This is a genomic window from Haloarcula sp. Atlit-47R (genome assembly GCF_003665985.1).
In the GTDB taxonomy this organism is placed as follows: domain Archaea; phylum Halobacteriota; class Halobacteria; order Halobacteriales; family Haloarculaceae; genus Haloarcula; species Haloarcula taiwanensis.
This window is the reverse complement of sequence record NZ_QPLQ01000001.1, coordinates 129612-154466: the sequence shown is the minus strand read 5'-3', so window position 1 is coordinate 154466 and position 24855 is coordinate 129612. Positions and strand designations below refer to the sequence as shown.

26 protein-coding genes and 1 tRNA gene are annotated in these 24855 nt (G+C 64.4%); 6 read left to right on the top strand and 21 right to left on the bottom strand.

The window, feature by feature from the left end; genetic code table 11:
* Window positions 1–56: 56 nt before the first annotated feature.
* The 3 genes from DVK00_RS00815 to DVK00_RS00805 form a co-directional block, all read right to left on the bottom strand.
* Window positions 57–806, bottom strand: coding sequence for a pirin family protein (locus DVK00_RS00815; RefSeq protein WP_121577099.1), 750 nt, complete (start codon window positions 804–806; stop codon window positions 57–59).
* Window positions 807–988: 182 nt separating this feature from the next.
* Window positions 989–1063: transfer RNA gene (locus DVK00_RS00810), tRNA-Val, on the bottom strand.
* A gap of 48 nt (window positions 1064–1111) precedes the next feature.
* Window positions 1112–1381 carry a hypothetical protein gene (locus tag DVK00_RS00805; RefSeq protein ID WP_101350496.1) on the bottom strand — a complete coding sequence of 90 codons (270 nt, stop codon included), beginning with the start codon at window positions 1379–1381 and terminating at the stop codon, window positions 1112–1114.
* A gap of 148 nt (window positions 1382–1529) precedes the next feature.
* Between DVK00_RS00805 and DVK00_RS00800 the strand changes: the two genes are divergently transcribed.
* Complete coding sequence (locus DVK00_RS00800; RefSeq protein WP_121577098.1) at window positions 1530–2477, top strand: MBL fold metallo-hydrolase; 948 nt, start codon at window positions 1530–1532, stop codon at window positions 2475–2477.
* Between the two features lie 20 nt (window positions 2478–2497).
* Here DVK00_RS00800 and DVK00_RS00795 read toward each other — a convergent pair whose 3' ends face one another.
* The 14 genes from DVK00_RS00795 to DVK00_RS00730 form a co-directional block, all read right to left on the bottom strand.
* Window positions 2498–4048, bottom strand: a complete 1551-nt coding sequence (locus DVK00_RS00795; RefSeq protein WP_101350494.1) for an NADH-quinone oxidoreductase subunit N — start codon at window positions 4046–4048, stop codon at window positions 2498–2500.
* Window positions 4049–5584: a NuoM family protein gene (locus DVK00_RS00790; protein ID WP_121577097.1), complete on the bottom strand. Its 1536-nt coding sequence runs from the start codon at window positions 5582–5584 to the stop codon at window positions 4049–4051.
* Entirely contained in the window at window positions 5585–7681 is a 2097-nt protein-coding gene (nuoL, locus tag DVK00_RS00785) for an NADH-quinone oxidoreductase subunit L (RefSeq protein ID WP_121577096.1), read from the bottom strand.
* Between the two features lie 3 nt (window positions 7682–7684).
* The gene (gene nuoK / locus DVK00_RS00780) at window positions 7685–7987 is read right to left on the bottom strand and encodes an NADH-quinone oxidoreductase subunit NuoK (protein WP_053968985.1); all 303 of its coding nucleotides are present in this window, start codon (window positions 7985–7987) and stop codon (window positions 7685–7687) included.
* On the bottom strand, window positions 7984–8382 hold the full coding sequence (locus tag DVK00_RS00775) for a proton-conducting membrane transporter (protein WP_101350491.1): 399 nt from the start codon (window positions 8380–8382) through the stop codon (window positions 7984–7986). The genes nuoK and DVK00_RS00775 overlap by 4 nt, the downstream gene beginning before the upstream one ends.
* Window positions 8379–8648 carry an NADH-quinone oxidoreductase subunit J gene (locus DVK00_RS00770; RefSeq protein ID WP_053968987.1) on the bottom strand — a complete coding sequence of 90 codons (270 nt, stop codon included), beginning with the start codon at window positions 8646–8648 and terminating at the stop codon, window positions 8379–8381. Before DVK00_RS00770 ends, DVK00_RS00775 begins: the two co-directional genes overlap by 4 nt.
* A gap of 281 nt (window positions 8649–8929) precedes the next feature.
* Window positions 8930–9391 carry an NADH-quinone oxidoreductase subunit I gene (locus DVK00_RS00765; RefSeq protein WP_004518194.1) on the bottom strand — a complete coding sequence of 154 codons (462 nt, stop codon included), beginning with the start codon at window positions 9389–9391 and terminating at the stop codon, window positions 8930–8932.
* Between the two features lie 46 nt (window positions 9392–9437).
* The gene (locus DVK00_RS00760) at window positions 9438–10478 is read right to left on the bottom strand and encodes a complex I subunit 1 family protein (RefSeq protein WP_101350490.1); all 1041 of its coding nucleotides are present in this window, start codon (window positions 10476–10478) and stop codon (window positions 9438–9440) included.
* The gene (locus tag DVK00_RS00755) at window positions 10478–12160 is read right to left on the bottom strand and encodes an NADH-quinone oxidoreductase subunit D (protein ID WP_101350489.1); all 1683 of its coding nucleotides are present in this window, start codon (window positions 12158–12160) and stop codon (window positions 10478–10480) included. The genes DVK00_RS00760 and DVK00_RS00755 overlap by 1 nt, the downstream gene beginning before the upstream one ends.
* 6 nt (window positions 12161–12166) lie before the next feature.
* Window positions 12167–12859, bottom strand: a complete 693-nt coding sequence (locus DVK00_RS00750) for an NADH-quinone oxidoreductase subunit B (protein WP_004957101.1) — start codon at window positions 12857–12859, stop codon at window positions 12167–12169.
* Complete coding sequence (locus DVK00_RS00745) at window positions 12852–13265, bottom strand: NADH-quinone oxidoreductase subunit A (protein WP_101350488.1); 414 nt, start codon at window positions 13263–13265, stop codon at window positions 12852–12854. The genes DVK00_RS00750 and DVK00_RS00745 overlap by 8 nt, the downstream gene beginning before the upstream one ends.
* A gap of 153 nt (window positions 13266–13418) precedes the next feature.
* Window positions 13419–14069, bottom strand: a complete 651-nt coding sequence (locus DVK00_RS00740; protein ID WP_101350487.1) for an AIR carboxylase family protein — start codon at window positions 14067–14069, stop codon at window positions 13419–13421.
* Between the two features lie 46 nt (window positions 14070–14115).
* Window positions 14116–14538: a hypothetical protein gene (locus tag DVK00_RS00735; RefSeq protein WP_101350486.1), complete on the bottom strand. Its 423-nt coding sequence runs from the start codon at window positions 14536–14538 to the stop codon at window positions 14116–14118.
* A 2-nt stretch (window positions 14539–14540) separates the two neighbouring features.
* The gene (locus DVK00_RS00730; protein ID WP_121535105.1) at window positions 14541–16163 is read right to left on the bottom strand and encodes a uracil-xanthine permease family protein; all 1623 of its coding nucleotides are present in this window, start codon (window positions 16161–16163) and stop codon (window positions 14541–14543) included.
* Between the two features lie 124 nt (window positions 16164–16287).
* On the opposite strand from DVK00_RS00730, the gene DVK00_RS00725 reads away from it, so the two are divergent.
* Together DVK00_RS00725 and DVK00_RS00720 are read left to right on the top strand one after the other, a co-directional pair.
* On the top strand, window positions 16288–17559 hold the full coding sequence (locus DVK00_RS00725; RefSeq protein ID WP_101350484.1) for a HEAT repeat domain-containing protein: 1272 nt from the start codon (window positions 16288–16290) through the stop codon (window positions 17557–17559).
* A 42-nt stretch (window positions 17560–17601) separates the two neighbouring features.
* The gene (locus DVK00_RS00720; RefSeq protein WP_121577095.1) at window positions 17602–19224 is read left to right on the top strand and encodes a phospholipase D-like domain-containing protein; all 1623 of its coding nucleotides are present in this window, start codon (window positions 17602–17604) and stop codon (window positions 19222–19224) included.
* 15 nt (window positions 19225–19239) lie between these two features.
* On the opposite strand, the gene DVK00_RS00715 is transcribed toward DVK00_RS00720, so the two are convergent.
* Complete coding sequence (locus DVK00_RS00715) at window positions 19240–21153, bottom strand: DHH family phosphoesterase (protein ID WP_101350482.1); 1914 nt, start codon at window positions 21151–21153, stop codon at window positions 19240–19242.
* A 94-nt stretch (window positions 21154–21247) separates the two neighbouring features.
* Here DVK00_RS00715 and DVK00_RS00710 point away from each other — a divergent pair, with 94 nt between their 5' ends.
* Window positions 21248–21745, top strand: coding sequence for a Mov34/MPN/PAD-1 family protein (locus tag DVK00_RS00710; protein WP_101350481.1), 498 nt, complete (start codon window positions 21248–21250; stop codon window positions 21743–21745).
* Complete coding sequence (locus tag DVK00_RS00705; RefSeq protein ID WP_101350480.1) at window positions 21742–22173, top strand: adenylyltransferase/cytidyltransferase family protein; 432 nt, start codon at window positions 21742–21744, stop codon at window positions 22171–22173. The genes DVK00_RS00710 and DVK00_RS00705 overlap by 4 nt, the downstream gene beginning before the upstream one ends.
* Here the strand turns inward: DVK00_RS00705 and DVK00_RS00700 are convergent, their stop codons facing one another.
* Window positions 22174–22599, bottom strand: coding sequence for a hypothetical protein (locus DVK00_RS00700; protein ID WP_101350479.1), 426 nt, complete (start codon window positions 22597–22599; stop codon window positions 22174–22176).
* Window positions 22600–22818: 219 nt separating this feature from the next.
* Here DVK00_RS00700 and DVK00_RS00695 point away from each other — a divergent pair, with 219 nt between their 5' ends.
* Entirely contained in the window at window positions 22819–23085 is a 267-nt protein-coding gene (locus DVK00_RS00695) for an ATP synthase subunit C (RefSeq protein WP_101350478.1), read from the top strand.
* A 77-nt stretch (window positions 23086–23162) separates the two neighbouring features.
* Here the strand turns inward: DVK00_RS00695 and DVK00_RS00690 are convergent, their stop codons facing one another.
* A complete protein-coding gene (locus DVK00_RS00690) occupies window positions 23163–24323 on the bottom strand; it encodes a pyridoxal phosphate-dependent aminotransferase (protein ID WP_121535102.1) in 1161 nt (386 codons plus the stop codon).
* Complete coding sequence (gene ribH / locus DVK00_RS00685) at window positions 24320–24733, bottom strand: 6,7-dimethyl-8-ribityllumazine synthase (RefSeq protein WP_101350476.1); 414 nt, start codon at window positions 24731–24733, stop codon at window positions 24320–24322. The genes DVK00_RS00690 and ribH overlap by 4 nt, the downstream gene beginning before the upstream one ends.
* Window positions 24734–24855 lie beyond the last annotated feature (122 nt).

Genomic DNA, 24855 nt, shown 5'->3' with positions numbered 1-24855 from the left:
GTCCAGCCTCGAACGGACACCCGCTCTCGGCCGTCAGCGAGTCACCACGGCAGCTCTCACAGGACGAACGGACCACGCTGTCGAATCGGCTCCCCGTGCGGGCGGCCCGAGACGGCGACGGCCCGGAGCGACTCGTCGCTCCGCAGCGTCACCGACCGCGCGTCAGTGACCGGCAGGATGTCACCGGCGGCGAGGGGCCGTCCCTCGACCGTCCCGCTGCCGCCGACGCCGTAGACGAACCCGGCCCACTCGTCGGGCACCGACCACGTCCACGCGCCGGCGACGGTCACGTCCAGGTACTCCATCGGCGTCTGGAGGCCGATGGGCGAGCCGTCGCCGACGACCGTCGTGACCGTCGCGCCGTCCCGCTGGGCCGTCGGCAGCTCCTCGGCCCTCGCGTCGACGTAGTCCGGGTCGACCTCCTTCTGCGCCCACGGCAGGTTCACCCAGAGCTGGAGGCCCGTACAGGCCCGCCCGTCGGCGGGGAACTCGGAGTGGCGTATCCCACTGCCAGTGGTGATTCGCATCGCGTCGTTCTCGTAGGCCGTGTTCGTGACCCCGAGGGAGTCCTCGTGTTCCATGCCGCCCTCAATCATGTACGAGACTATCTCGAAGCCGCGGTGTGGGTGCATCGGGAACCCCTCGTCGTGGTCGATGTAGAACTGCTCGAACAGGACGAACGGGTCGAGGTTGTGCGGATACCCCTCCGTCGGGAACGCGCGGTTCGAATTCACGCCCGTCCCGTGGCGAACCGTCTCCCCGGCGACGGGGCCGTCGGCCAACGCGTGGGACTCGCTGCTGGTCATACCCTCTATAGTTTACCGAGCGGTAAAAGCGGTCGGGTACGCTCCGCTCGTCCGTGTGAGTTACTATCGCCGGCGGATATCCGACAGTCTGTGCGGCGGCAGGTCGGGATTCACGTGGACGTCGCTGTGGCAGGACCTGCTTCGAGAGGACTGGTCTCGGTCAAAAGTGTGAAGCGAACGGATGGGTTGGGGCGGATTCGAACCGCCGACTTCCTCCGTGTGAAGGAGGTATCATAACCGAACTAGATCACCAACCCGACGCACTCAACTCTATTCGAGCGCATCCCTTAAGAATTGCTTTCCGACTACGCTTCGGTCTCTTCGGCACCGCGATACTCGCCGATTTTCTTGCGGGCGTCGGCGATGGCGTCCTCGGCCTCACCTTCGGCTTTCTCCTGTAGCTCCTTCAGGTCCGCTTTGACCGCCTCCAGTCGGCTGGGTTCGGGCTCTTCCTCCTTCCCGGTGAGTTCGCGGAACCGCTCCTCGACCGGTTCGAGCTCTTCTTTGACGCCTTTGGTAGCGGTCTCCCCGGCGCGTTTCAGGTAGTACCGTGCGTCTTCGAAGTGCTTGTTCATATCTGTCCCTACGCGAAGGACGAATATATCTCTTGTGCCCGGAAAACAGTGCAGAACTACGGCTAACCGAGGGACAGCGAGCGCCCACGATAGTAAACGTGTCGTGCGGGTACGAACTGTTTTGCGCCGCCACCTGCAACGAGGCGATATGTTCACACGGGTGTCGATTCCGACGCCGTTTCAGGTCGGGCCAGTCAATGCATACATCGCGCGTCGAACGATTGTTGATCCGGGACCCGACAGTGAGGAAGCGTGGTCGCGTCTGATCGAGGCGCTCGAAGCGCGCGAACTGTCACCGGGTGACATCGAGCAGGTGCTAGTCACACATCCGCACCCGGACCATTTCGGTATGGCAAACCGGTTCGCTGAGCGGGGGGCGCGTGTCCTCGCCAGCGAACCGGGGGCAGCGATCATGCGTGATTTCGCGGCGCAACTACACACCGAACAGTCCTACTTTGCGGATTTCTTCGAGCGGTGCGGTGTCTCACGCGAGACTGCCGAAACGGTCACACAGTTACCGGAAGCCTTCCTGCCATATGCCCAGAGTGTCGACACCGACCGCGCGCTCACAGCCGGTGACACCGTCACCGTCGACGACACAGAACTAATCATCGACACCGTGCAGGGCCACTCCGCGGGCGAAATCATCTTCTCGTACGATTTGCAGGGTCGTCGTGAAGCGATTGTCGGCGACAACGTGCTGGGCGACATCACGCCCAATCCGTTCCTGCAGGTGCCCGACGAGAGCGGGACGCGGCCGCGGGTGTTGCCGGCGTTCAACGACTCGCTCCGGTGGCTCCGCGAGCAGGGCCACGACCGCTTTCTCACTGGCCATCGCGAGCCAGTCGAATCACCGCGGGAACGCATCGATGACATCCTCGCGGAACACGACCAGCGTACCGCAGAGGTCGCAGACATCGTCTCCGGCGGCGCGACGACGCCCAGCGACGTGATGACGGCGCTGTTCGGCGATCTCCCAGCTACGGAGTACTTCGCCGGGATGAGCGAGGCTGTCGGTCACTTGGACGTACTCGAAGTCACTGGCCGCGTCGAGAAACGCGAGAGCGGCGGGGTGTTCGTCTACGAGTCGGCGTAAGAAGACGCGTCGAACCGCGCTTACAGCAACTGCGCGGCCTGGAACGCGATTTCAGAAACGCGGTTGAAGCCGGGGACGAGCAGGACAGTCACGACCGCGGCACCAACCACGGCGGTGTACAGTCCCATCGGATAGGACTCGATGGTCCGGCTGCCGTTCGGTTCTTCGATCCACATCGCCTTGACGACGCGGGAGTAGTAGAACAGGCTGAGTGCGCTGTTGATGATAAGCGCGGCGGCCAGCGACCACGCGCCCACGTTGAGGGTCGCCGAGAACAGGTAGAACTTCGAGAAGAACCCGCCGCCGATAGGCAGGCCGGCGAGGCTAAAGAGGAACACCGTCATCGCCGCGCAGGCGACTGGCGCTTCCTTGCCGAGGCCGTTGTAGTCCTCGAAGCGTCGGCCGACGCCCCAGTACTCGGCCAGCGCGATGAACAGGAACGCGCCCGTGTTCATGAAGCCGTAGACGAGCAGGTGAGACATCCCGGCGCTCAGGCTGAGGCTCAGTCCCTCGCCGGAGCCAGAGACGGCGGCGAGGCCGATGAGGACGTAGCCGGCGTGGCCGACGCTGGAGTAGGCCAGCATCCGCTTGACTGTCTCCTGAGTCGCGGCGGCGAAGTTCCCGATGAACATCGTCGCGATGGCGAGGATCTGGAACGCCATCACCCAGTTGATCGCTCCACCAGCGGCGAGCAGGTCGCCAATGGGGAAGGCGACAGCGAAGACACGGAACGCCAGCACGAAACCGGCGGCCTTCGACGCCGAGGAGAGGAACGCCGAGATCGGTGCTGGTGCGCCTTCGTACGCCTCTGGTGCCCAGAAGTGGAACGGCACGGAGGCGGTCTTGAACGCGACGCCACCGATGATCATCAGGATACCGACGCCGAGGATAGCCATCGGGACGGCTGGCTCACCGGACTGGGCCTGTATCGACCCCTCGGATATGGTCTGGATCGTGCCACTGGAAATAGCTGTTGCGACGCCGTCGAATCGAAGCACGCCCGTCGCAGCGTACACCAGCGAGATGCCGTAGGCCAGCACTGCCGAGGACACCGCGCCGATGAGGAAGTACTTCAGTCCTGCCTCGACGCTGCCCTTGTTTTCCTTGAGGAAGGCGACGAGTGCGTAGGACGGCAGCGACACAAGCTCGAGTGCGACGAAGGCCGTTGCCAGGCTGTTGGCCGCACTGAGGATACTCATCCCGGTCGCAGACAGCAGAACCAGTGCGAAGAACTCGGCCTGGTAGCTGTGCTCAGCGACGTAGTCGTAGCTCGCGAGCACGACTAGGGTCGTGACGCTACCGACGATGGCCATGAAGAACAGGGCCATCTGGTCGACGACGAGCTGGTCATTGAACAGCGCGACGCCGGTGCCGTTTGCCATCCCGGTGCCGGCGGTAATAAACCAGCCGGCGAAGCCGAAGGAGACCAGTGATCCAAGCGCCGAGATACCAGCCAGCAGCCCCGTGTTCGTCGTGTCTGGGTTGACTGAGTCCGACAGCAGCAACACCAGGGAGGCGAAGGCCAGCGAGAGTGCCGGGGCGAGCGCCATCCAGTCAGGGAGTGCGACCATCTATGCACCACCTCCGATTTCGAGAACCGGTGATATCGAGTCCTGTATCATAGCAAAGGAGAGGTCCGGCGCGACACCGAGTGCGATGACCAGCAGGAGCAACACGGCCAGCGGCGCGACGTCGTGGAACGCGGCCGGGCTGACCTCGTAGTCGGTCTCCAGGCTGAAGGCACCGAACAGCGTGCGCTGCATGGCCCACAGCAGGTAGCCGGCGACGATGACGATGCCGAACATCGCCAGCGAAGTCAACACCGGCGCGGCTCCGCCGAGCGTCGGCGCGTTGAACGAGCCCTGGAAGATGAAGTACTCCCCGGCGAAGCCGGCCATCAGCGGCAGGCCCATGTAGCCGAAGGCGGCGGCGACGAAGATGCCGACCGTCCAGGGCATCCTGTCCGCGAGGCCGGACATGTCGCCGACCATCCGCGTGTGGGTCGTGTTGTAGATGACCCCGACGGCCATGAACATCAGCCCTGAGATGAGGCCGTGGGCAATCATCTGGAAGGTCGCCCCGCCCATGCCGTAGGGCGTGAACGCGACCAGCCCAAGGATGACATAGCCCATCGACGAAATCGATGAGTAGGCGACGATTCGCTTGAGGTCGCGCTGTGCCAGCGCGAGCATCGCGCCGTAGATGACGCTGACGACGCCGGTGATTGCAAGCGGAACCGCAAGCGCCCGTGCTGTGTCCGCAAGCATCGTGAAGTTGAACCGCAGCAGTGCGTAGGTCCCCATCTTCAGGAGGACCCCGGCCAGCATAACCGACACCGGTGTCGGGGCCTCGACGTGAGCGTCAGGGAGCCACGTGTGTAGCGGGAAGACGGGCACCTTCACCGCGAACCCGAAGAACATCATGATGAAGGAGATGGTCATCAGGTTGACGCCGGCGATGGTCGGGAGTCCGCTCGCGGTGCGGAACGCCTCAGCCATCGCGGGCAGAGACAGCGACGTGAGACCAGTACTGAACACGAGCGCGAACAGGCCCGCGAACATGATCAGCGACGCCACGTTCGTGTAGACGAAGAACTTGATGGCGGCGTACTTCCGGCGCGGACCGCCCCAGACTCCGATGAGCAGGTACATCGGGATGAGGACGCCCTCCCAGAAGACGAACCAGAGGAAGAAATCGAGCGCGGAGAACACGCCGATGAGGCTCACCTCCATGAACAGCATCAGTCCGTAGAACTGGGACTGACGCTCGTCGATGGGCGTCCACGCCGAGACGATGGCGAGTGTCGTCAGGACCGTCGTCAGCGCGAGCAGCGGCATGCTGATGCCGTCGAGGCCAACGTAGTACGACACTTCCAGTTCACCCAGCGTGATCCACGGGATCTGCTGGCCGAATGCGATGTCGGCGGGCGACAGCAGGGCGTTCCCCGTGCCGCCGTACTGCGTGAGGTACACCCAGTACATGTAGAGGCTGCCAAGCGCTGGCACCGCACTGACGGCAGCGGCGAGCTTTCCGGCGTACCGGTCAGGCGAGAGGAACACGAGACCGGTTCCCAGCAGGGTCACGAGCAGAAGCGCAGCGACCCACATCTAGAACCACCCTCCCATGACGCCGAAGGCAGCAAGCAAGAGCACGAGTCCAAGCGTCAGCAGCGTCGCGTAGTTGCTGACGACGCCGGACTGGATGCGTCGGATGCGGCTGCCGCCGAACAGGCTCACGCTGGAGATGCCGTTGACGACACCGTCGACGACACCCTGGTCGAACTTGTTCATCACACGGGCGAGCGGGTAGGTGACACCCGTCGCGAGCCACACCTGATATTCGTCCTGGTAGTAGTTGTGCATGAGTAGCGTCTTCAGACTGCCAAGCTTGTCGGTATGCTCAACCGGGTCGGCACCAGCATAGAGACTCCGAGCAACGAGCACGCCGGTGAGTGCCAGCCCGAGTGAGAGGGCTGCTGAAACCAGCAGCGTCCCGGTCTCACCACCTAGCGGATACGCTGGGTCGACGTGGGGCACATTGTGGAGCAGTTCCTCGTAGTGGTGTAGGTCCGTCGAGAGAAGGGCTGGCCAGCCGCCCTCTTCGGGCCCGGTCAGCCACTTGTGGAGGAAGTCGATTTCCGCGCCGGTGAGCTTCTTGACCGGGGCCATGTTAATGAACCCGATGGTTGTGGCGAGGATGCCAAGGACCGTCAGCGGGCCCTTGACGTTCCAGCGGACGGGCTCGGGGTCGCGTGCAGTGTCCGAGCGGGCGTCGCCGTGGAAGGTCAGGTACACCATCCGGAAGGTGTAGAAGCCGGTGAAGAACACGGCCAGCAGCCCCATCGCGTACGCGACGAGGTAGGCCGTTCCGAGGCCGCCCTCAGTACCGAAGCCGTGGATGAGTGCCTCGTACAGCACCTCGTCCTTGGACCAGAAGCCGGCGAACGGAACGATACCGGCCAGTGCGAGCGAGCCGGCGAGGAACGTCCAGTAGGTCACTGGCATCCGGTCTTTCAGACCGCCCATGTCCCACATGTTCTCGTTGTGGTGCATGGCGATGATGACCGACCCCGCGCCGAGGAACAGGAGCGCCTTGAACACGGCGTGGGTGGTCAGGTGGAAGACAGCGGCGATGTAGCCACCCGACCCCAGCGCGAGCATCATGTACCCGTACTGGGAGATGGTGGAGTACGCGAGTACTTGTTTGATTTCCTGTTTGACCAGGCCCATCGTTGCCGCAAACAGTGCGGTGAAGCCGCCGATAAGGGCGATGACGGCCAACGCCGTCGGCGAGAGCGCGTAGAAGCCGTACATCCGTGCGACGAGGTACACACCGGCTGCAACCATCGTCGCTGCGTGAATCAGCGCCGAGACCGGCGTCGGACCTTCCATCGCGTCAGGCAGCCACGTGTGCAGCGGGAACTGCGCGGACTTACCGACCACACCGCCCAGCACGAGGAGGCCAAGCACAGTGAACCAGGCCTGTGGTCCCATGCCGACCGTCTCCAGCATCGCGATACCTTCGACCTCGCCGTCGACGATAGCGTGTTCGGCTAGCATCGGGAAACTCTCGGCAACTACTTCGCCGCCCTGCGTAATGGGGGCGAAGAGGCCGGTCCCAAAGGTGGCGAAGATGCCGACGACGCCGATGAGGAAGAAGTAGTCACCGAAGCGGGTGACGAGGAACGCCTTCTTCGCGGCGCTCGGCGGGCCGTCCTGACGGAACCAGAAGCCGATGAGCAGATACGAACACAGGCCCACCAGCTCGAAGAACATGAACGCCATCAGGAGATTGTTGGCGACGACGAACCCGAGCATGCTCGCCGTGAACAGGCCGAGCCCGGCGTAATAGCGCGGGAGACCGGTCTCGCCCTCGTCGTTCATGTAGCCGAGCGAGAAGATGTGGACGAGGAAGGATATGAGACAGACGATAAGCAGCATGAGCGCAGACAGCGGGTCGAGCAGCAGGCCGAAGTTCAGCCGGAGCGACTCGACGCTTGCGGTCCACGTGTACAGTATCTCGTTGTGAACCTCACCGCCAGCCACCGTCAGCGCGACCCAGATCGATAGCAGGAGCGACCCGCCCGTCGCGGTGATGCCAGCTAACGCGCCGCCTTTCGGCATGCGGTCGCCGGCGAACAGCGCGACGAGGAACGATACGAACGGCAGCAGGACAATCGCCGGAGCGTATGTGAATGCAGCCATCTGTTACCACCTCATCGTCGTCGCCTTCGTCACGTCCACGTCTGTGAAGTTGCGGTACAGGACCAGGACGATACCGATGCCGATGGCGACCTCCGCGGCGGCGAGTGCCATCGTGAACAGGGTGAACACCTGGCCGGTGAGGTTCCCGTGTTGCAGCGAGAACGCGACGAGGTTGATATTCGCAGCGTTCAGCATCAACTCGACGGACATCAGGAAGATGAGCGCGTTCCGTCGGGTGAGGATGCCGAACAGACCGATACAGAATATGGCCGCCGACAGGAGGAGGTACGTCTCAGCCGGAATCACGAGTCGTCACCCCCCGGGCCACCGTCAGCGGCAACAGCCATGTCGTCGTCATCCGTGGTTTCGACACCGAGTGTTACTGACTCGCCAGCACCCTCTCGTCGGGCAAGCATGACGGCCCCAACGAGTGCGGCTACCAGCACGATGTCGATAGTCTCGAAGGCAACGAGGAACCCTTCACCGGGAACAGCCGTCTCACCCTCGCCCATAATCGCGCTCGGAGCGATGTCGAACATCGCCGCGCCGAGGCTCTTAGTTATTGCTGCTCCCTCGCCAAAGCCCGCTGGCGCGGGAAACGAGACGCCCATGAACACTGCACCGAGGACGACGAACAGGGCGATTGCGGCCAGTCCAGCGACGAAACTCCCCTCCGTCTGTAGTTCGGGCTTTGTGGTCATGGTGTCACCTCGATCACCGACTCGTCCTCGCGGGTCAGCATCACCGCGAAGGTGATGAGAACGAGGACGCCGCCGACGTACACCAGGATCTGCATCGTTGCGACGAACGCCGCCTGGTTCATTACGTAGAACACTGCGACGCTGACGAGTGAAACGCCCAGTAACAGCGCCGAGTGCCAGACGTCCCGGACTAACACGACGCCCGCAGCGCTGCTCACCGTTACGATAGCGAACAGCGCGAACGCAATTGACTCTGCCAGTGCCATCTTACTTGGAGACTCTTTGCGGCGTCCCTTTGAAGATTCCTCTTTCGTCTCGCCAGTAGAGCCACTGTTTGCCGGTATGGCCCCCATATTTCGGGGCACTTCTGTCCTTCTGGAGAATACGCATCAGTATCTAGATGGGTTCGGGCGATTGAGACAGTCTACTCTGGGAGTACTACTGGAAAGCCAGCCTCGCTGAGCAGCACGTCACCTCGGCACGTACGGACGAAGGAGCCGCGAGGCTTGTCCTAAGAGAAGCCCGATAAAATCCGCCGCAAAAGGGATTACTGGTAATCCACTTCGCCGTCGCCCTCGCCGATCCACGCGCCCCGGTCGGGTTCGCGGGACTCCAGCGGGTCGATATCCTTGTACCACGGCACGTTCTTGAGTTGCTCCTTGTCGTAGGCGAACTCGTCTTTCGTGTCCGCGGTGAACTCGAAGTTCTGGGTCAGCAGAATCGCGTCAGTCGGGCAGACCTCCTCACACAGCCGGCAGTAGATACACTGGCCGATGTGGAGGTTGTACTGCTCGCCGTTGCGCTGCTCGTCCATCACGATCTGGATGGTGTTGTTCGGGCAGACGTTCTCACACTGCCGACACCAGATACACCGCTCCTGGCTCCACTTGTGGACGCCGCGGAAGCGGGGACTCACCTCGGGGGCGACGTCCGGGTACTCCACCGTGAACGTCTCCCCGTCGAGGGCGTGTTTCATCGTCGTCGCCATTGATTTCAGGATTCCAATCATGACAGGTCACCTCCGGTCGCTCGCGGGTCGGTTCGTGTGGCCGTCATCAGACGGTCACCCCGACAATAACGGCAGTCAGCAGCAGGTTCGCCAGCGAGAGCACCAGCATTCCCTTCCAGCCGATTTCGATGAGCTGGTCGATCCGGACGCGGGGCACCGCCGAGCGGGCCCACTGCGTGAACAGGAAGACGCCCCAGATCTTGATGAGGAACCAGACGATGCCCGGGAGAACCGGACCGGCCGGTCCACCGAGGAAGATCGTGGCGATGATCGCCCCACCGAGGAAGATGTGGATGAACTCCCCGAGGTAGATCAGGACGAAGTACACTGAGGAGTACTCGGTCTGGTAGCCGGCGACAATCTCGGTCGGCGCTTCCGGGATGTCGAACGGGTTCCGGCCAACTTCCGCGAGGTTCGCGATCATGAACAGCACGAACGCGAATGGGTTCACGAACGCGTACCACGACGGCAGCGGGCCGATCAGCGACTGCTGCTGGGCCGCGACGATTTCGCTCATCTGGAGCGAGCCGGCGAAGATGACGACCGACGCGCCCGTCAGAATGAGCGGGATCTCGTAGGCGAGGTTCTGCGCGACCGCGCGCAGCCCGCCGAGGAACGAGTACTTGTTGTTCGATGCGTAGCCGGCCATCACGAGACCGATCGACGTGGTCGAGGCCACGGCGAACACGTACGCCAGCCCGACTTCGGGGTCGGCGAGGTGGATGCCGTTCCCCATCGGAATCACGGCGAAGCCAAGCAGCGCGGTACTGGCGATAATCAGCGGCGCGAGGTCCCACGCCGGTCGGTCGACGCCTTCTGGAACGATGAGTTCCTTCGACAGCAGGCGAACGGCGTCAGCCACGATAATGAACAGCCCGTACGGGCCGATCCGGTCGACGGCGATACGGTCAGTGAACGCGGCCGTAATCTTTCGCTTCGCCCACGGGCCGGCAAGCGCCGTGTTCGTCATCATGAGTGTCCCGATGAGCCCCGCGCCGACGAGGCTCAGCACGATCATCACGGCCGTGCTGTTGGGATCCAGCCCCAGCAGGTTCGCGAGCGTTTCCGGTAACGGCGCCGACTGCATTACCGGTCCACCTCCCCGAGCACGATGTCGAGGCTCCCGAGCGAGGCGATCATGTCAGGGATGTACTCGCCCTGGGACATCTCCGGCAGCGTCTGCAGGTTCGAGAAACACGGGCTGCGAATCTTGAACCGGGCCGGCTTGTCCGTCCCGTCCGAGCGGATGTAGATGCCGAGTTCGCCCTTCGCACCCTCGACGGAGCGGTAGATCTCCTTGTCGGGGTCCGGGCGGAGCGTCCGCGGGACGTTGGCCTGAATCTCGCGGTCGTCTTCCGGCCACTGCTCCAGCAGGTCGACACACTGCTCGATGATGCGGGCGGACTCTTCGACCTCGCGGAGGCGGACGAGAACGCGACTGAAGTTGTCGCCGCCTTGCTCGGTGACGACGTTCCAGTCGAGTTCGTCGTAGTAGCCGTACGGGTCATCGCGCCGGATGTCGTAGTCGACGCCGGAGCCGCGTGCCACGGGGCCGGTCGCGCCGTACTGCTTGACCTGCTCCGGGGAGAGGACGCCGGTGTCGACACACCGCATCTGGAAAATCTCGTTCCCGGTGACGAGGTCGTGGATTTCTTCGAGCTTGTGCGGGAGGTCATCGAGGAAGTCACGGATCTTCTCGAAGTACTCCTCGCGGGGCTCGGGCAGGTCCCAGGCGACCCCGCCCAGCCGGAGGTAATTGAACATCAGCCGCTGGCCGGTCAGATCTTCGAGCAGGTTCTGGACGATTTCGCGGTCGCGGATGCCGTACTGGAAGACGGCGGTGAAGTCGCCGAACACGTCCAGCGCGAACGTCGCCAGCGCGAGTTCGTGGGAGGCGATGCGGCACATCTCCGCGGCCATCGTCCGGATGACCTGCGCGTACTCGGGGACCTCGATATCCGCGAGGTCTTCGGCGGCGCGCGCGTACGCCCACTCGTTGAGTATACCAGCGGAAATGTAGTCCCACCGGTCCGGGTACGGCATGATCTGGTGACGGTAGGTGCCCTGCTGACACATCTGCTCCTCACAGCGGTGCAGGTAGCCGATGTCGGGTTCGAGGTCGGCGATCTGCTCGCCGTCAAGCACCGTCTCGACGTGGAGCACGCCGTGAGTCGCCGGGTGGTGCGGCCCGATGTTGACGAACATCGTGTCCGGGTCGTCCTCGCTGCGCTTGTCGTCTTTCAACGGGTTCGCGTGCTCGCGCAGTGAGACGATCTGTGGCTGGTCCTGATTGTAGTCTTGGCTCAGGGGATGGCCCTGCCAGGTCTCAGGCAGCAGGATGCGCCGGAGGTCTGGATGGTCGTCGTAGTCGATGCCGACCAGGTCATAGGCCTCCCGCTCGTGCCAGTCCGCGGTGTCGTAGACGCGAGCGGCCGACTCGTTGTGCGGGTCGTCCTTCGGCGACGGGACGACAATCGACAGTTCCTGTGTCGGGTCGTTGTACTTCCGCAGGTGGTAGATGGATTCGTACCGGTCGTCGTACTCCTGTGCCGTGACACAGGCGCAGTGGTCGAATCCAGCTTCCTCTTTCAGCGTCGAGAGGACTTCCTGGACCTCGTCGGGACGGATGACGAACCCCTCGGCGTTGACGTGCTCCTCGCGGTCGAGGACATGGCCCCCGAGCAAGTCCGCGAGCGCGTCGTAATCGAGGCCGTCCTCCGTAACGCCGACATCGAGCGCCGTATCGCGTGATGGTTTTTCTAAACTCATGGCAAGTTATGGAGAGTCGTTCCAGTTGTACCGCATGACGAGGTCTTCCTCGTCGATTTCGCTGGCGAGTTTGTCCACGAGCTCGTCCTGTTCGAGATCACCGAACTGCTCCAGTTCGTAGGGCTTGACCGTCACTGGCGAGGACTCACCCTCGGCGATGCGCTCTTGCAGCTTGGCGACGCCGTAGATGAGTGCCTCGGGGCGTGGCGGACAGCCCGGCACGTGGATGTCGACCGGAATGACCTCTTCCGCGCCCTTGATGACGTTGTACCCTTCCTGGAACGGGCCGCCGGAAATGGTACAGGATCCCATCGAGACGACGAACTTCGGCTCGGGCATCTGATCGTAGACACGCTTCATCCGCGGGGCGAACTTCGAGACGATGGTCCCCGGGACGATGATAACGTCCGCTTGGCGCGGGGACGCGCGTGGCACCCCCGAACCGAAGCGGTCGAGGTCGTGCTTGATCGCGTAGGTGTGGATCATCTCGATGCTACAGCAGGCGATCCCGAACTGCAGCATGAACATCGAGGAGCCCCGGACCCAGTTCATGAACTTGTCGAACTTGGTCAGGATGAACGGCGTCGACCCGAACGCCTCGCGTAGCGTCGAGTTGAAGCGGTCGTCGGCCCCGTCACCCATGCGGGCTTCCTGTGTCGATACGTCTTCGACGGCCGGTGGTGTCTGGTCACTACTCATATGTGTCTGCCCCCTTCGTGGCGCGCGGACTGCGCACCCACTGAACTGCACCGTTACGCCAGGCCCAACCGAGTCCAACGGCGAGAATTCCGATGAATACGACCATCGGTAGCAGTGCCTGGGTCATCCCGACCGCAGCGACGGCGTCGCTGTAGATGACCGTCCACGGGAAAATGAAGACGGTCTCGATGTCGAAGACGACGAACAGCAGCGCGACCATGTAGTACTGGATATTAAACTTGATCTGTCGACTGCTGCCAGTCGGCACTTCACCGGACTCGTAGGTGGTGCGTTTGCCTTGTTCCGGCACGCTGGGCCGCAAGAGGCTCGAAACTGCCATCATCGTCAGTGGGATGGCCAGTGCCACGACCGCGAGCGCGCCGATGGCGATCCATGGATTACTCATTCCGGTATCTCCTATCGTCTGTCGGTTAGAAGTACTCGCATATAAGGGTTCATTGTTCGGTTTTTCGGCCCTGTGGGTCTTTAAGAGCCGACGCGCTCTCAGACCGAAAGTGCCCTGCATCCGCCACACCACCCAGGTGTGTCCCCCCGCTGTTCACTCGTCCCAGTACTCGCGTTTGAATCCGGGCGTCCCGAGTTCGTGGAGATCACGTGACGCCTCGCCGACGTCAGTCTGCAGACCCTCGTGATATGAGACGAGGCGGTCGCGGAGTTCGTCGTACTGTCGTGCGAGAATCTGTACCGCGGAGAGCGCGGCGTTGAAGGACTTGCCGGCGTCGACCGCGGTGATGGGCGCGCCCTGTGGCATCCCGATGACCGAGTCGACGGACTTCTCCTGCACTGGGACACCGATGACAGGCAGCGGATAGGCGATGCTGGCGGTCATGTTCGGCAGGTCCGCGGATTTGCCGCCAGCACCGGCGATAATAACGTCGACACCGCGGTCGGCGGCCGTCTCCGCGTACGCGTACATCAGATCTGGCGTCCGGTGGGCCGAGCAGACGAACGTCTCGAAGGTGAAGCGGCTCTCGGGCGCGTCGGTGTAGTCCGTCTGTTCCTCGAAGCCGAGTTCGTCCGCGAGCGCGGCGTAAGCTCCCGGCCGCTTGCCCTGCCCGCCGGCCATCGTCGGCAGGTCCGAGTCAGATCCCATGATGATGCCGACGTCGGGCGTCAGGTCGTTCGGCCGGTCCATCTCGGCTTCGTCGTGTAACTGGTCGATGAGCGACTGGACGCTGTCTGCGGACATACGACCCACTGTGACGGGGACCGGCGTAAGTGTGGGCGGTTTCCGGTCAGTCGGTCAGCACCTGCTCTAATTCGGCACGCAACGTCTGTGGGTCCGCGGGGAAGCACCTGAGCGGGTCGGCACGGCCGGCGACCCGTATCCTGAGTGCGTACCGTTTGCGGTAGGTGAGTGCGAGGCTGACGGCACCAGCGACAGCGAAGGCCCCGCCGAGGAGGACGGACCGGCCGAGCGACAGCAGGCCGAACCCGACCAGCGCGGCGCTCATCACCGCGAGAAACCAGTCGATGTCCTGCAGACTCACCTCGACCACGTCGTCGAGGTCGACGACCACCGGCTCGTCATCGCGGTCGACCACAAGGCGGTCAGCACCGAGGACGATAGTCCCGCCGGTTCGGAGTGTGCCCGTGTACTGCTCGGTGTCGACGGGTAGTTCGGTGCCTGCGGTCGTGCCGTCGCCGTCCTCGCCCACGGTCAGTCGTCGCTCACCGCGGACGGACGATCGCCGCCGCGGCCGCGGATCCGGTCTGCTGCTGAGACGTATTCACTGTCGTCTTCTGTGAGCGCGGCCCAGGCCGCGAGGCCGCGTTCCTCGCGGGACCCGGGCACGGTGTTGTCGAGGATGAAGGCGACAATGCCACCGACGACCATCCCGGTCCCGCCCATGACGAACAGCGTTGTCGCAACCACATCGGTTCCGAGGACGCTCCCCAGCACCGGCACGGCCGCGAGGCCCTGCTGGAGGGCCGTTGCACCGCCGACGTCCATCCCCTGGCCGACCTGGCTCATGTACTCAGGGACTGCGAGACCGGCAAAGAGCGCGAAGCCGACGATGAAGACGTTTCGGTTGGCATCGAGGTCAACGTACTTGAGCTGTGAAAGGCCCACAGCGGCGATCTGTCCGAACATGACGATGTAGAGGCCGCCGATGATTGGCGACGGAATGGTCGCGAACAACTGGCCCGCTGGTCCGAAGTAGCCGACCAGAATCATCACCGCAGCGCCAATCTGTACGACGTAGCGGGACGCGACGCCGGTGATGGCGATTGCGCCGACGTTCTCAGTGTAGGAGGTGCAGCCGTTGCCGGTGCCCATGATGCCAGCGAACACGTTTCCGACTCCCTCCATGCCGATACCGTCGTTGATCCGATGGCTGTTCGGCGCGCCGCGGCCGGCGATGCGGGCGACGGAGTGGTAGTCGCCGAAGCTCTCGACGACGGAGGCGAGCATTCCAGCGAACATCCCGACGATGAAACCCGGCGTGAACTGCGGGAGCCCCCACTGGAACGGGTAGATGGGCTGGACAAGCGGTGCGCTCGCGACCGAACCGAGCGAGACGTAGCTGACCGAACCCGATGTAAAGACGCCGGTGACCGAGAGGAGGGCTGCGACAGTCCACGCAAACAGAATACCCAAGAGTACGGGAAAGAGCTTGAACGCCCGGTGGCGTCGGTCGAGGTACTGTGAACACGCGATAATCGAGAGCATTGTCAGCCCGAGCAGCCACCAGTTCTGACCGGTCCCCGGGTCGCCGAAGTTCGGGTTCGCTATCTGTGGGACGTTAAACAGCGAGAGGCCGATGAGCGCGATGACCGGCGCGATGACGACCGGACCGACGTACCGCTTCAGCTTTCCCATGAGACCGCTGTAGCCGATTACCATCTCGACGATACCAGCGACGATGACGGCCCCCTGTAGCTCTACAAGCATGGTCTGCCAGCCTGCGCCCTGCTGGGCCAGCACGCCGATAATGGCCAGCCCGGGTGCAAGCATTGAGAACGTTCCGCCCTGAACGATCGGGTACCTGTTTCCGAGCGTCGTCTGGGCGAGCGTCGCAATGCCGGAGACGACGAAGAACGTCCCGATGAGACGGCCGACCTGCTCCGGCGCGGCCTCGAACATGCCCATCGCGCCCGCGAGTCCGAGCGGAATCGCCACGGACGCGCCGATCATCGTCAGGTAGTGCTGGACGCCGAGCAGTATCGCCTGCTTTCGCGGCGGCTTGTCGTCGATGCCGTACTCGACGAAGCCGGCGGTTTCCGGTTCCTCCGGTGTGGTCGGGTTTTGTCCGTCGTCCGGTGGTGTCGCGTCAGTCATGCTCGCTACCCATGGCACTGCAACTCCCGATACATATTCTTTGCTCGTTGGCCCGGCAGCGACGGGACGCAACCGCCGCCGCGAAAGGAAAACGCTCTTGGCCCGCTCCGACACAGTCTTGGACATGAGCAACGGGGACGACGAGGCCGACGCGTCGGACGACGCCGAGGCAGATGGGAGCGACGTGACCGCCGAAGAACTGGAATCGCGTCTCACAGAGGCCGGCGACGCGTTAGAGGCCGCAGAGACGGAAGCCGACCTCGACGACGTTGAGTCGTCCCTCGACGACATCGAGAGCGACCTCGAAGCCGCTGACCTGCCCGAACCCGACGAGGACGACGATGACGCCGATGACCCCCGGGAGGAACTGGAGTCACAGCTCTCCGACCTCCGCGACGATCTCGGTGCACAGCGCGGCCCCTACGCCGAGGATGTCGTCGCCATCGTTTCCGACGCCGCCGACACTGTCACCGACAGCGAGTGGACCGACGACGGAGAGGCCGAGGCTCAGGACGCCGTCGAGACGTTCCTCGACGAAAGCGCGGAGTTCGTCGACCACGACGCCGACACGGGCGGCGATTTCGTCGCTGCCGGGGACGCACTGAGTACAGTCGCCGACGCCATCGACTCGGCAAACCTCGACCCCGACGAGGACGCTGAGACTATCGAGGGCCTTCTCGAAGCGGCCGAGACGCTAGAAACGGGGCTCGAAGATGCCGAAGTCTGGGACGACCTCACAGTGCAGGAGCAACTCGACGCGCGTGGGTTCTACGACATCCTGACGAACGAGAACCGAAAAGACTTCCCGCCGGAGTGGAACGCCGCAAAGCTCCACGCCGAAGAAGGGGACTTCGAGCAGGTGCTGTTCGCCTACGACAAGCTCGGGTCGGAGTTCTTCGACGGCTACATCGTCGACCTCCTGTACAACCTCGGGAGCGACGCCGAGCCGGCCTTTGACGCGATGCACCAGCGCGCACAGAAACGCGACAAGGGGCCCATCGAGGTACTGGGGAAAATCGGCGACGAGCGCGCCACCGAGACGCTGCACGACTATATCGACGGCGACGGCGATCCCGCGCTCCAGAAGGTCACGCTCCGCGCGCTGGGCGCTATCGGCAGTGCGGAGTCGGTCCAGCCGGTCGCCAATCGGCTCGACGCTGACAGTGAGGAGGTCCGCTCGGTCGCGGCTCGGGCCCTCGGCCTACTTGGGGATACTCGCGCTATCGAGCCGCTGAGCGACGTCCTCAAATCCGACGACAGCGACTCAGTTCGCGCCTCCGCCGCGTGGGCGCTCCGACAGATAGGGACCGAAGCGGCCCTCGACGAGGCCGCCCGCTATACGGACGACCGCGCGTATCTGGTCCAGGCCGAGGCGGAGAAAGCGGCGAGCGCCTGAGCCCGGGAACCTTTTTATGCGAAAGGGCGGCCAGACGCCCCGATGCGGTCGCTCACACTCGTCTGTTGCGTGCTCGTCCTCGTAGCCACGGCCCCACAGACCGCCACCGGACAGGCCGCTTCGACCGCGACGACGGCCGGCGGTCCCGACGAGCCGTCGATTCACGCGGTGTACCCGGACCCCGTCGCCGGCGGCGACGAGGGGGAGTTCGTCGTCCTCAGCATTCCTGACGAGACCAACATCGGGGAGTACGCCGTCACCGACGGCGACAGCACCGCCCCCGTTCCGAACACGACCGCCAGCGGGCGCGTCGTCCTCTCGACGGTACCGAACCGGACCCGGACGCTCACCGACTGGCCGGTCGTGGGCCTCGGTGGACACCTCGGGCTGGCAAACAGCGGCGAGCGTATCCGACTCCAGCGCGGTAACCGGACCGTCGACGCCGTCCGGTACGCCGACCCGGCGGAGGGCGAACTCGGCGTCGTGCACGGCTCGGTCGTCCGCTGGCGACCGCTTGGCGCGACCGACCGCCCCGTCGTCAGGGCCGCCGGTGGCGAGGTCCGTGCGTTCACGCTGCCGGATACACCCGCTGCTCCGATTCGGCCGATCCGAAACGCCGACGAGCGGGTGTACCTGGCCGGGTACACACTCTCCTCGGCCAGGGTCGCCGACGCCCTCATCGCCGCCCAGCGCCGCGGCGCGACAGTCCGCGTCCTTCTCGAAGGTGAACCGGTCGGTAGCCGCACCGCCGCGGAAGCCCGCACCCTCGACCGGCTGACCGAGGCCGGCGTCCCGGTTCGGGTATTGACAGGCTCGCGCGCCAGATACCGCTACCACCACGCCAAGTACGCCGTCGCCGACGAGCAGGCCGTCGTGCTGACGGAAAACTGGAAGCCCGCTGGTACCGGCGGCAACAGCAGTCGGGGCTGGGGCGTGGTGACGGCACAGCCGCGGGTCGTCGCGGGGCTGAACCGGACGTTCCGTTCCGACGCCGGCTGGCAGGACAGCAAGTCGTGGGGGCAGTACCGTCGGGGCCGGCAGTTCGAGCGCGGAGAGCCGGCAACTGGGGAGTATCAGACCCGCTTTTCCGCAGAGTCGGTGACGGTCCGGCGGACGGACCTCCTAGTCACCCCGGACAACGCGCAGGGAGAGCTCGTCGCGACGATAGACAGCGCGGACGACTCCGTCGACGTCGTCCAGCCGACAGTCGGGGACTGGGACAGCCCGCTACTCCGGGCGCTCCGTCGAGCGGCATCCCGCGGCGTCGAGGTCCGCCTGCTCCTCAGTGACGCGTGGTACGTCCGCGAGGAGAACGCACGGACGGCAAAGCGGTTCCGGGAGTGGGCCAAGCGCAACGACGCGGCGCTGGCGGCCAAGGTGGCCGACCCCGACGGCCGCTACGAAAAGATACACGCGAAAGGCGCAGTCGTCGACGACGAGCGCGTCGTCGTCGGCAGCCTCAACTGGAACGAGCAGGCGGCGACGGAGAATCGGGAGGTCGTGGTGGTACTCCACGGGAGCGACGCGGCGGCCTACTTCGGCGCGGTCTTCGACGCGGACTGGGCAGCCGGCGGGTTCGACACGCCGGTCGGGGTCCTCGCCGCGGTGGTCAGTCTCCTCGTGGTCGCCGGACTCGCCGCTCGCCGCGTGTCCTTCGAGGCGTAAAAACGAGCGCTGACCCTATACTTCTTCGGGCAGCGCCGTCGAGCTTCCGAGGTCCTCGTCGATCTCGGCTTCGGCCATCTTCTCGACGAGAGCGTCGATGACCGACTCGCGGCGGCCCTTGACGAACTTGATGGAGCCGACAACGAGGTGGCCGCCCCCAGAGACGCCGCCACCGTCGACTTCCTCGGTTAGTTCGGTGACCATCCGCGGGATGTCCAGACGAACACCGTCCGAGCGCAGGACAGCGAAGTCCGGGCCGTAGCCGATGGTGATGACGGGGTCACCGGTCTCCGCGACCTTCCGGTCGTGGATTTCGCCGGTGGTCTTGCCGGGGGCGGGGTACGTGAATCGGTGGGCGTGGTTCTCCACGTCGATGGTGTAGAGGTGTGCGCCGTTGTCGAGGCGCTCGTGTTCGACGTGGCTCATGGCGGCGTCGAGCTGGTCCTCGACGTCGCGTTCGGCCCGCTCGGCCAGGAAGTCGACGACTTCTCCGTGGCGGTCCCGGTCGTCACAGTCGACGTTTAGCACGTCGGTGATGAGCTGTTCGCCGGAGTTGTAGCGCAGCCAGTGGGTCGCGTAGTCGAGTGCCTCGCCGATGTCCCGCAGGTCGGTCTCGTCGTAGCCCTGCTCGCTCGCCAGGTCGATGTAGTCGCGCATCGCCTCGGCCTCCGAGCGGTCCGAGAGGCCGGCGACGGCGGGAACGTGCGCGAGGTCCTCAGTGAGGTCGGGGTCTATCATCCGGGCGAGTTCGACACAGAGCATGCCCGTCGTGATGCGGTAGTCCTCGTCGTGGAGGTAGGGATTGACGTGTTGTTCGATGAGCGGTTCGACGGCCTCCGGGTCCGGGTGATGGTGGTCGACAACGACAACCGGGATGTCGTAGTGCCGGAGGTTGCGGTAGGCCGGCGTGTCCTCTTCGGTCGAGCCGTTGTCGAGCATCAGCAGCATCGGGAGCTTCTGGCCGTGGCGGGTGCGGTCCTCTAGCGCGAAGTTGAGGTCTCGGGTCACGTCCTCCATCTCGTAGTAGGGGGCCTTGCTCGGCAGGCGCTTGAGGAGGTGCTGGGGCGCGCTGGCGTCCTCGTACTGGGAGGCGATGAACGATTCCAGCGCGACCTGTAGCGGGACGCTTGCACAGAGTCCGTCGCCGTCGGCGTGGTGGCGCATCCGGATCGGACGGCCCGAGAGCACCGTCTTTCGGAGTTCCGTCGCGACTTCACGAAGGTCGTCCCACAGCTTCTCGAAAGCGGGCCACTCGACGAGCGGCTCCACGTCGGCTGGTTCGGCGGCCTCGGCCAGCGCGGCGTCGAGGTCGCTCTCCACGTCGGCAGCCGCGTCGCCGTCGAGGACAGTCAACGACTCGGCCTCGACCTGCAGGCCGTCGTCGCGCTCTTCGGCCCGGCCCGAGACGCGGACGATGTCGTCGATCTCCACGTCGGGATGGGCGCGGACGCCAGCTTCTTCGAAGGCAGCACACGGGACGATGCCGGTTTCGTCACGGACCTGGAACACTGTGGGACCGCCGGTCTGTTTGATTTGGACGACCTGGCCCTCGATGATGACCGTCTCGCCGGTCGCGTCGGCGAGGTCGGCGACGGTGGTCGCGTCGCCGTGGACGACGCGCTCGTCCTCGTAGTCGGCGACCCGTACTTCCTCGAAGCTCAGGTCGCCGTCGGGGCGGATCTCGCCGAGTTCGACGATGAGGTCGTCGCCCACGTCGTACTGGCCCAAGAGATTAGAGTCGTGGACGAGCCCGGAGACAGCATCGGAGAGATCGACAAACACGCCGTATTCGACGGTGCCGTTGACAGTTGCGTGATACAGTGCGCCTTCTTCGAGATCATCGGACGTACATTGGTCCGCGAGATCGTAGACGATGGTCCCGCCGTCGGGGACCGTCGCACCGTCACCGGTGCCAGTTGGCGAAGACATTTGTCAATCCTTCGGTGCTCCCCCGTTTGTACTCTTCGGAATCCGCGGAGGGCCGAACACAACGCGTAAAAAGCGTCCGACCCGACTGCGTGATATGGGGTTGTTCCGAACGGGCGGGATACTCGGGATCGCAGAGTCCGCACTCGAGTTCGCGCTCGCAGCCTCCGAGGAGGCCCATCCCAACGAATATATGGGCTTTCTCCGGGGCGATGACGCCAGCAAGCTCGGGCTCGACGACGACGGCACGGTGCTGACCGACGTACTAGTCATTCCGGGAACGGAGTCGAACCCGGTCAGCGCGACCGTCAAGACGAGCATGGTGCCAAACGACATGCGAGCGGCGGGATCGATTCACTCCCACCCGAACGGCGTCCTCCAGCCCAGCGACGCCGACCTGGCCACGTTCGGCCGCGGCGACGTCCACATCATTGTCGGCTACCCGTACGGCCGCGACGACTGGCAGGCCTTCGACAGCGACGGGAGCGAGGTCGACCTCCCGGTGCTGGACGTCGAGCCGCCCGAGGAGTCCTTCTTCGATTTCGACCAGGCCGACATCGACGCCGAACTGCGCGAGGAGGAGTTCGACAAGTGACCCGCGTCGTCGCACAGGGCACGTTCGATATCCTGCACCCAGGCCACGCCCACTACCTCGCAGACGCCGCCGACATGGGCGACGAACTGCACGTCATCGTGGCCCGGTCGGTCAACGTCACGCACAAGGAGCCGCCGGTCGTCCCGGACGAGCAACGGCGAGAGATGGTCAGCGCACTCAAACCCGTCGATAAAGCACATCTCGGCCACTCGGAAGATATCTTTGTCCCGATCGAACGCATCGAACCGGACATCATCGCGCTTGGGTACGACCAGCACCACGACGACGACCAACTCGAAGCAGCGCTGTCCGCCCGGGGTATCGACTGTGAGGTCCGCCGGGCCAGCCCGCTGGAGGCCCACGCGTCCGACCGACTGCTCTCGACGGGGGACATCATCGACCGGATTCTCGACGAGCGGAGCGAGTGATTACGCTTCGACAGTGACTGTCGCCTCCGAGACGGCGCGCTCGTCTGCGGTGGCCGTCCCGGCCTCGACCGCAAGCACGTACTCGCCGGGTGTCGCTCCGTTCGGGACGGCGACTGCCAAGCTGCCTGTCACTGACTCGGCGACGGGATCCCAGACTAGCTCGGGCGGATAGGACTCCCGCACGGCGGTCGGCTGCGGCTCGAAGTTCTCGTGTGCCACCTGCCAGCGCTCGGGAATCTCGGCCAACTGCCAGGTCAGGACGCCGACCGACGAGGCCTGTACCGCGATTCTCGCTGTCTCGCCTGGCGCGGCGGTCGCATCTGCCACTTCGATAGTGAGACCGCCGTTCGAGCCGCCGGGAGCCCCACAGCCGGCGAGACAGAGTGTCCCGGCAGAGAGGGCAAGCATTGTTCTCCGAGTTCGCATACCGGCTGTTCCAACGGTCGAGTCAAAACGGTTCGCACGGACCTGTGCCGAGTTCGAGAGGTGAGTTGTCCAGAGTGGCGACAATCAAGCGCTCCTCAGCCGGTAAAAGTGTACATTCGTGTTCCTTCACCACCGATAACCCTAAAAGGCGACCATGAGCACCAGAGTTTGGAATGTATCAGCCAGATGATTGTCCCTCCCCTCGGATACTAAGCCGCCATGTCAGGCACCGTAACTGCGGCTATGTTACAGACGGGTAGTCCTGCGATATCCGCCGAGGCAGCCAGCTATCTCGCCGGGGGACTTGCGGCCCTCGCCGTCGGGTTAGCGGCGCTTGGCTCCGGATTCGCCGAGCGCGGTATCGGTGCGGCGGCCGTTGGGGCCATCGCCGAGGACCCTGATATGTTCGGCCGGGGACTCATCCTCACGGTCCTGCCCGAGACGCTCGTCATCCTCACGCTGGTGACGGTGTTCGTCGTCACGTAACAAAACAGCCCGTTTCCGGGCCTCTCCCGGTTTTCGCCGTGGTTCGAGCGACTAGAGAGGGCTGTGTGAGCCGACGGTTAGATGAGGTCGGCCTCGGCCAGCCGGTCGACAGCTTCCTCCAGTCGTTCCTTGCTGTTGGCGTAGGAGATGCGGGCGTAGCCGGGCGTCCCGAACGCGGTCCCGGGGACGGTGGCGACCTGCGCCTCGGAGATGGCCTGGTCACACCACTCGGTGTCGTCGCCGTCCGGAGCGATTTCGGGCATCATGTAGAACGCGCCCTGGGGTTCGGGGACGTGGACACCGTGGTCCTCGAACAGACCCATGAGGAACTCGCGGCGCTCGGCGAAGGCCTGGCGCATCTCCTCGACGGCGTCGTCGGTGTTCGTGATGGCCTCGACGCCGGCGTGCTGGACGAAGTTCACGGCACACGAGACCGAGTGGGAGTGGACCTTGCCAGCCTGTGAGACCAGTTCTTCCGGGGCCGCGAAGTAGCCCAGCCGCCAGCCGGTCATCGAGTAGGCCTTCGAGAAGCCGTTGAGGGTGATAGTCCGGTCTTCCATACCCTCAAGCGTGCCCAGCGAGGCGGCTTCGACGCCGTCGTAGGTAATCTCCTTGTAAATCTCGTCGGAGATGACCGTGATGTCGTGCTCGACGGCGAGGTCGCGAACGCCCTCGAGCGCTTCACGGGAGTACACGGCACCGTGAGGGTTGCCCGGCGAGTTCACGACGAGAAGTTCCGTCTCGTCGGAGACGGCGTCGGCGAGGTCGTCGAGTGCGCCCTCCAGTTGGAAGTCGTGGGCGGCGGTGTCGACGCGGGTCAGCGTGCCGCCGGCGAGTTTCGCCATCGCCTCGTAAGACACCCAAGCCGGGTCGAGCAGGGCGACTTCGTCGCCGTCGTCGATGATGGTCTGGAAGATTTCGTACAAGGCCTGCTTGCCACCCGGCGTGACGATGAGGTTCTCCGGGCCGTACTGGGTGAGGCCGTCGTCGTGGAGCTTGTCGGCGATAGCCTCTTTCAGTTCGGGGATGCCGTTGGAGGACGTGTAGCCGGTGTGCCCGGCGTCGAGTGCGTCCTTGGCGGCCTGTTTGATATTCTCCGGCGTGTCGAAGTCGGGTTCGCCGACGCTCAGGTCGACGACATCCTTGCCCTCGGCCTCCAGTTCGGCGGCCTTGTTGCTGATTGCGAGGGTCGCGCTCGGTTCTACACGTTCGACGCGGGAAGCGAAGTCCATAGTCATTGTTCGAGTTCGGTGGCGAGTTCGATTGCGCTCCGGACGGCCGAGGCCCCCTTGTCGGTTCGGGCCTCAGCCTCGTCCTGGCTCATGCCCGGGCCGATGATGCCCAGCGTGACTGGGGTGTCGCGGTCGAGGGACACGTCGGTCAGCCCCTGCGCAGCGGCGTTGCCGATGACCTGGTCGTGGTCGGTGTCGCCGCTGATGATCGCGCCGAGGACGGCGACAGCGTCGACATCTGATCGGCGCGCGAGCCGGTCAGCGGCCAGCGGCGTGTCGTAGGACCCGGGGACATCAATCGACGCGATAATTTCGGCGTCGCTGTCGGCAGCGGCCTCGTAAGCCCCGTGCTCCATCTCCTCGATAACGGCCCCGTGTTTGTCGTACTGGGCGACAACCAGCCCGAGCTGCACCATACCTGACACCCGGGGAGGGCCGAATAAAGTACTACCGTTCCGTAGCTGGGGCCGGTCGCCGTGCCGAACGGCTGGATTAAAATCCTGTTATAGAAACCAGAAGGATTCTAATGCCCCATGTG

What these genes read in the sequence shown, in the direction of transcription:
- DVK00_RS00765 (WP_004518194.1), bottom strand. Translation starts at nt 9,391, where the DNA reads ATGATTGGAATCCTGAAATCAATGGCGACGACGATGAAACACGCCCTC.
- nuoL (WP_121577096.1), bottom strand. Translation starts at nt 7,681, where the DNA reads ATGGCTGCATTCACATACGCTCCGGCGATTGTCCTGCTGCCGTTCGTA.
- DVK00_RS00745 (WP_101350488.1), bottom strand. Translation starts at nt 13,265, where the DNA reads ATGAGTAATCCATGGATCGCCATCGGCGCGCTCGCGGTCGTGGCACTG.
- DVK00_RS00700 (WP_101350479.1), bottom strand. Translation starts at nt 22,599, where the DNA reads ATGCGAACTCGGAGAACAATGCTTGCCCTCTCTGCCGGGACACTCTGT.
- DVK00_RS00770 (WP_053968987.1), bottom strand. Translation starts at nt 8,648, where the DNA reads ATGGCACTGGCAGAGTCAATTGCGTTCGCGCTGTTCGCTATCGTAACG.
- DVK00_RS00795 (WP_101350494.1), bottom strand. Translation starts at nt 4,048, where the DNA reads ATGGTCGCACTCCCTGACTGGATGGCGCTCGCCCCGGCACTCTCGCTG.
- DVK00_RS00715 (WP_101350482.1), bottom strand. Translation starts at nt 21,153, where the DNA reads ATGTCTTCGCCAACTGGCACCGGTGACGGTGCGACGGTCCCCGACGGC.
- DVK00_RS00815 (WP_121577099.1), bottom strand. Translation starts at nt 806, where the DNA reads ATGACCAGCAGCGAGTCCCACGCGTTGGCCGACGGCCCCGTCGCCGGG.
- DVK00_RS00710 (WP_101350481.1), top strand. Translation starts at nt 21,248, where the DNA reads ATGGGGTTGTTCCGAACGGGCGGGATACTCGGGATCGCAGAGTCCGCA.
- DVK00_RS00740 (WP_101350487.1), bottom strand. Translation starts at nt 14,069, where the DNA reads ATGTCCGCAGACAGCGTCCAGTCGCTCATCGACCAGTTACACGACGAA.
- DVK00_RS00760 (WP_101350490.1), bottom strand. Translation starts at nt 10,478, where the DNA reads ATGCAGTCGGCGCCGTTACCGGAAACGCTCGCGAACCTGCTGGGGCTG.
- DVK00_RS00790 (WP_121577097.1), bottom strand. Translation starts at nt 5,584, where the DNA reads ATGTGGGTCGCTGCGCTTCTGCTCGTGACCCTGCTGGGAACCGGTCTC.
- ribH (WP_101350476.1), bottom strand. Translation starts at nt 24,733, where the DNA reads ATGGTGCAGCTCGGGCTGGTTGTCGCCCAGTACGACAAACACGGGGCC.
- DVK00_RS00720 (WP_121577095.1), top strand. Translation starts at nt 17,602, where the DNA reads ATGCGGTCGCTCACACTCGTCTGTTGCGTGCTCGTCCTCGTAGCCACG.
- DVK00_RS00730 (WP_121535105.1), bottom strand. Translation starts at nt 16,163, where the DNA reads ATGACTGACGCGACACCACCGGACGACGGACAAAACCCGACCACACCG.
- DVK00_RS00750 (WP_004957101.1), bottom strand. Translation starts at nt 12,859, where the DNA reads ATGAGTAGTGACCAGACACCACCGGCCGTCGAAGACGTATCGACACAG.
- DVK00_RS00775 (WP_101350491.1), bottom strand. Translation starts at nt 8,382, where the DNA reads ATGACCACAAAGCCCGAACTACAGACGGAGGGGAGTTTCGTCGCTGGA.
- DVK00_RS00690 (WP_121535102.1), bottom strand. Translation starts at nt 24,323, where the DNA reads ATGACTATGGACTTCGCTTCCCGCGTCGAACGTGTAGAACCGAGCGCG.
- DVK00_RS00800 (WP_121577098.1), top strand. Translation starts at nt 1,530, where the DNA reads ATGTTCACACGGGTGTCGATTCCGACGCCGTTTCAGGTCGGGCCAGTC.
- DVK00_RS00695 (WP_101350478.1), top strand. Translation starts at nt 22,819, where the DNA reads ATGTCAGGCACCGTAACTGCGGCTATGTTACAGACGGGTAGTCCTGCG.
- DVK00_RS00725 (WP_101350484.1), top strand. Translation starts at nt 16,288, where the DNA reads ATGAGCAACGGGGACGACGAGGCCGACGCGTCGGACGACGCCGAGGCA.
- DVK00_RS00755 (WP_101350489.1), bottom strand. Translation starts at nt 12,160, where the DNA reads ATGAGTTTAGAAAAACCATCACGCGATACGGCGCTCGATGTCGGCGTT.
- DVK00_RS00805 (WP_101350496.1), bottom strand. Translation starts at nt 1,381, where the DNA reads ATGAACAAGCACTTCGAAGACGCACGGTACTACCTGAAACGCGCCGGG.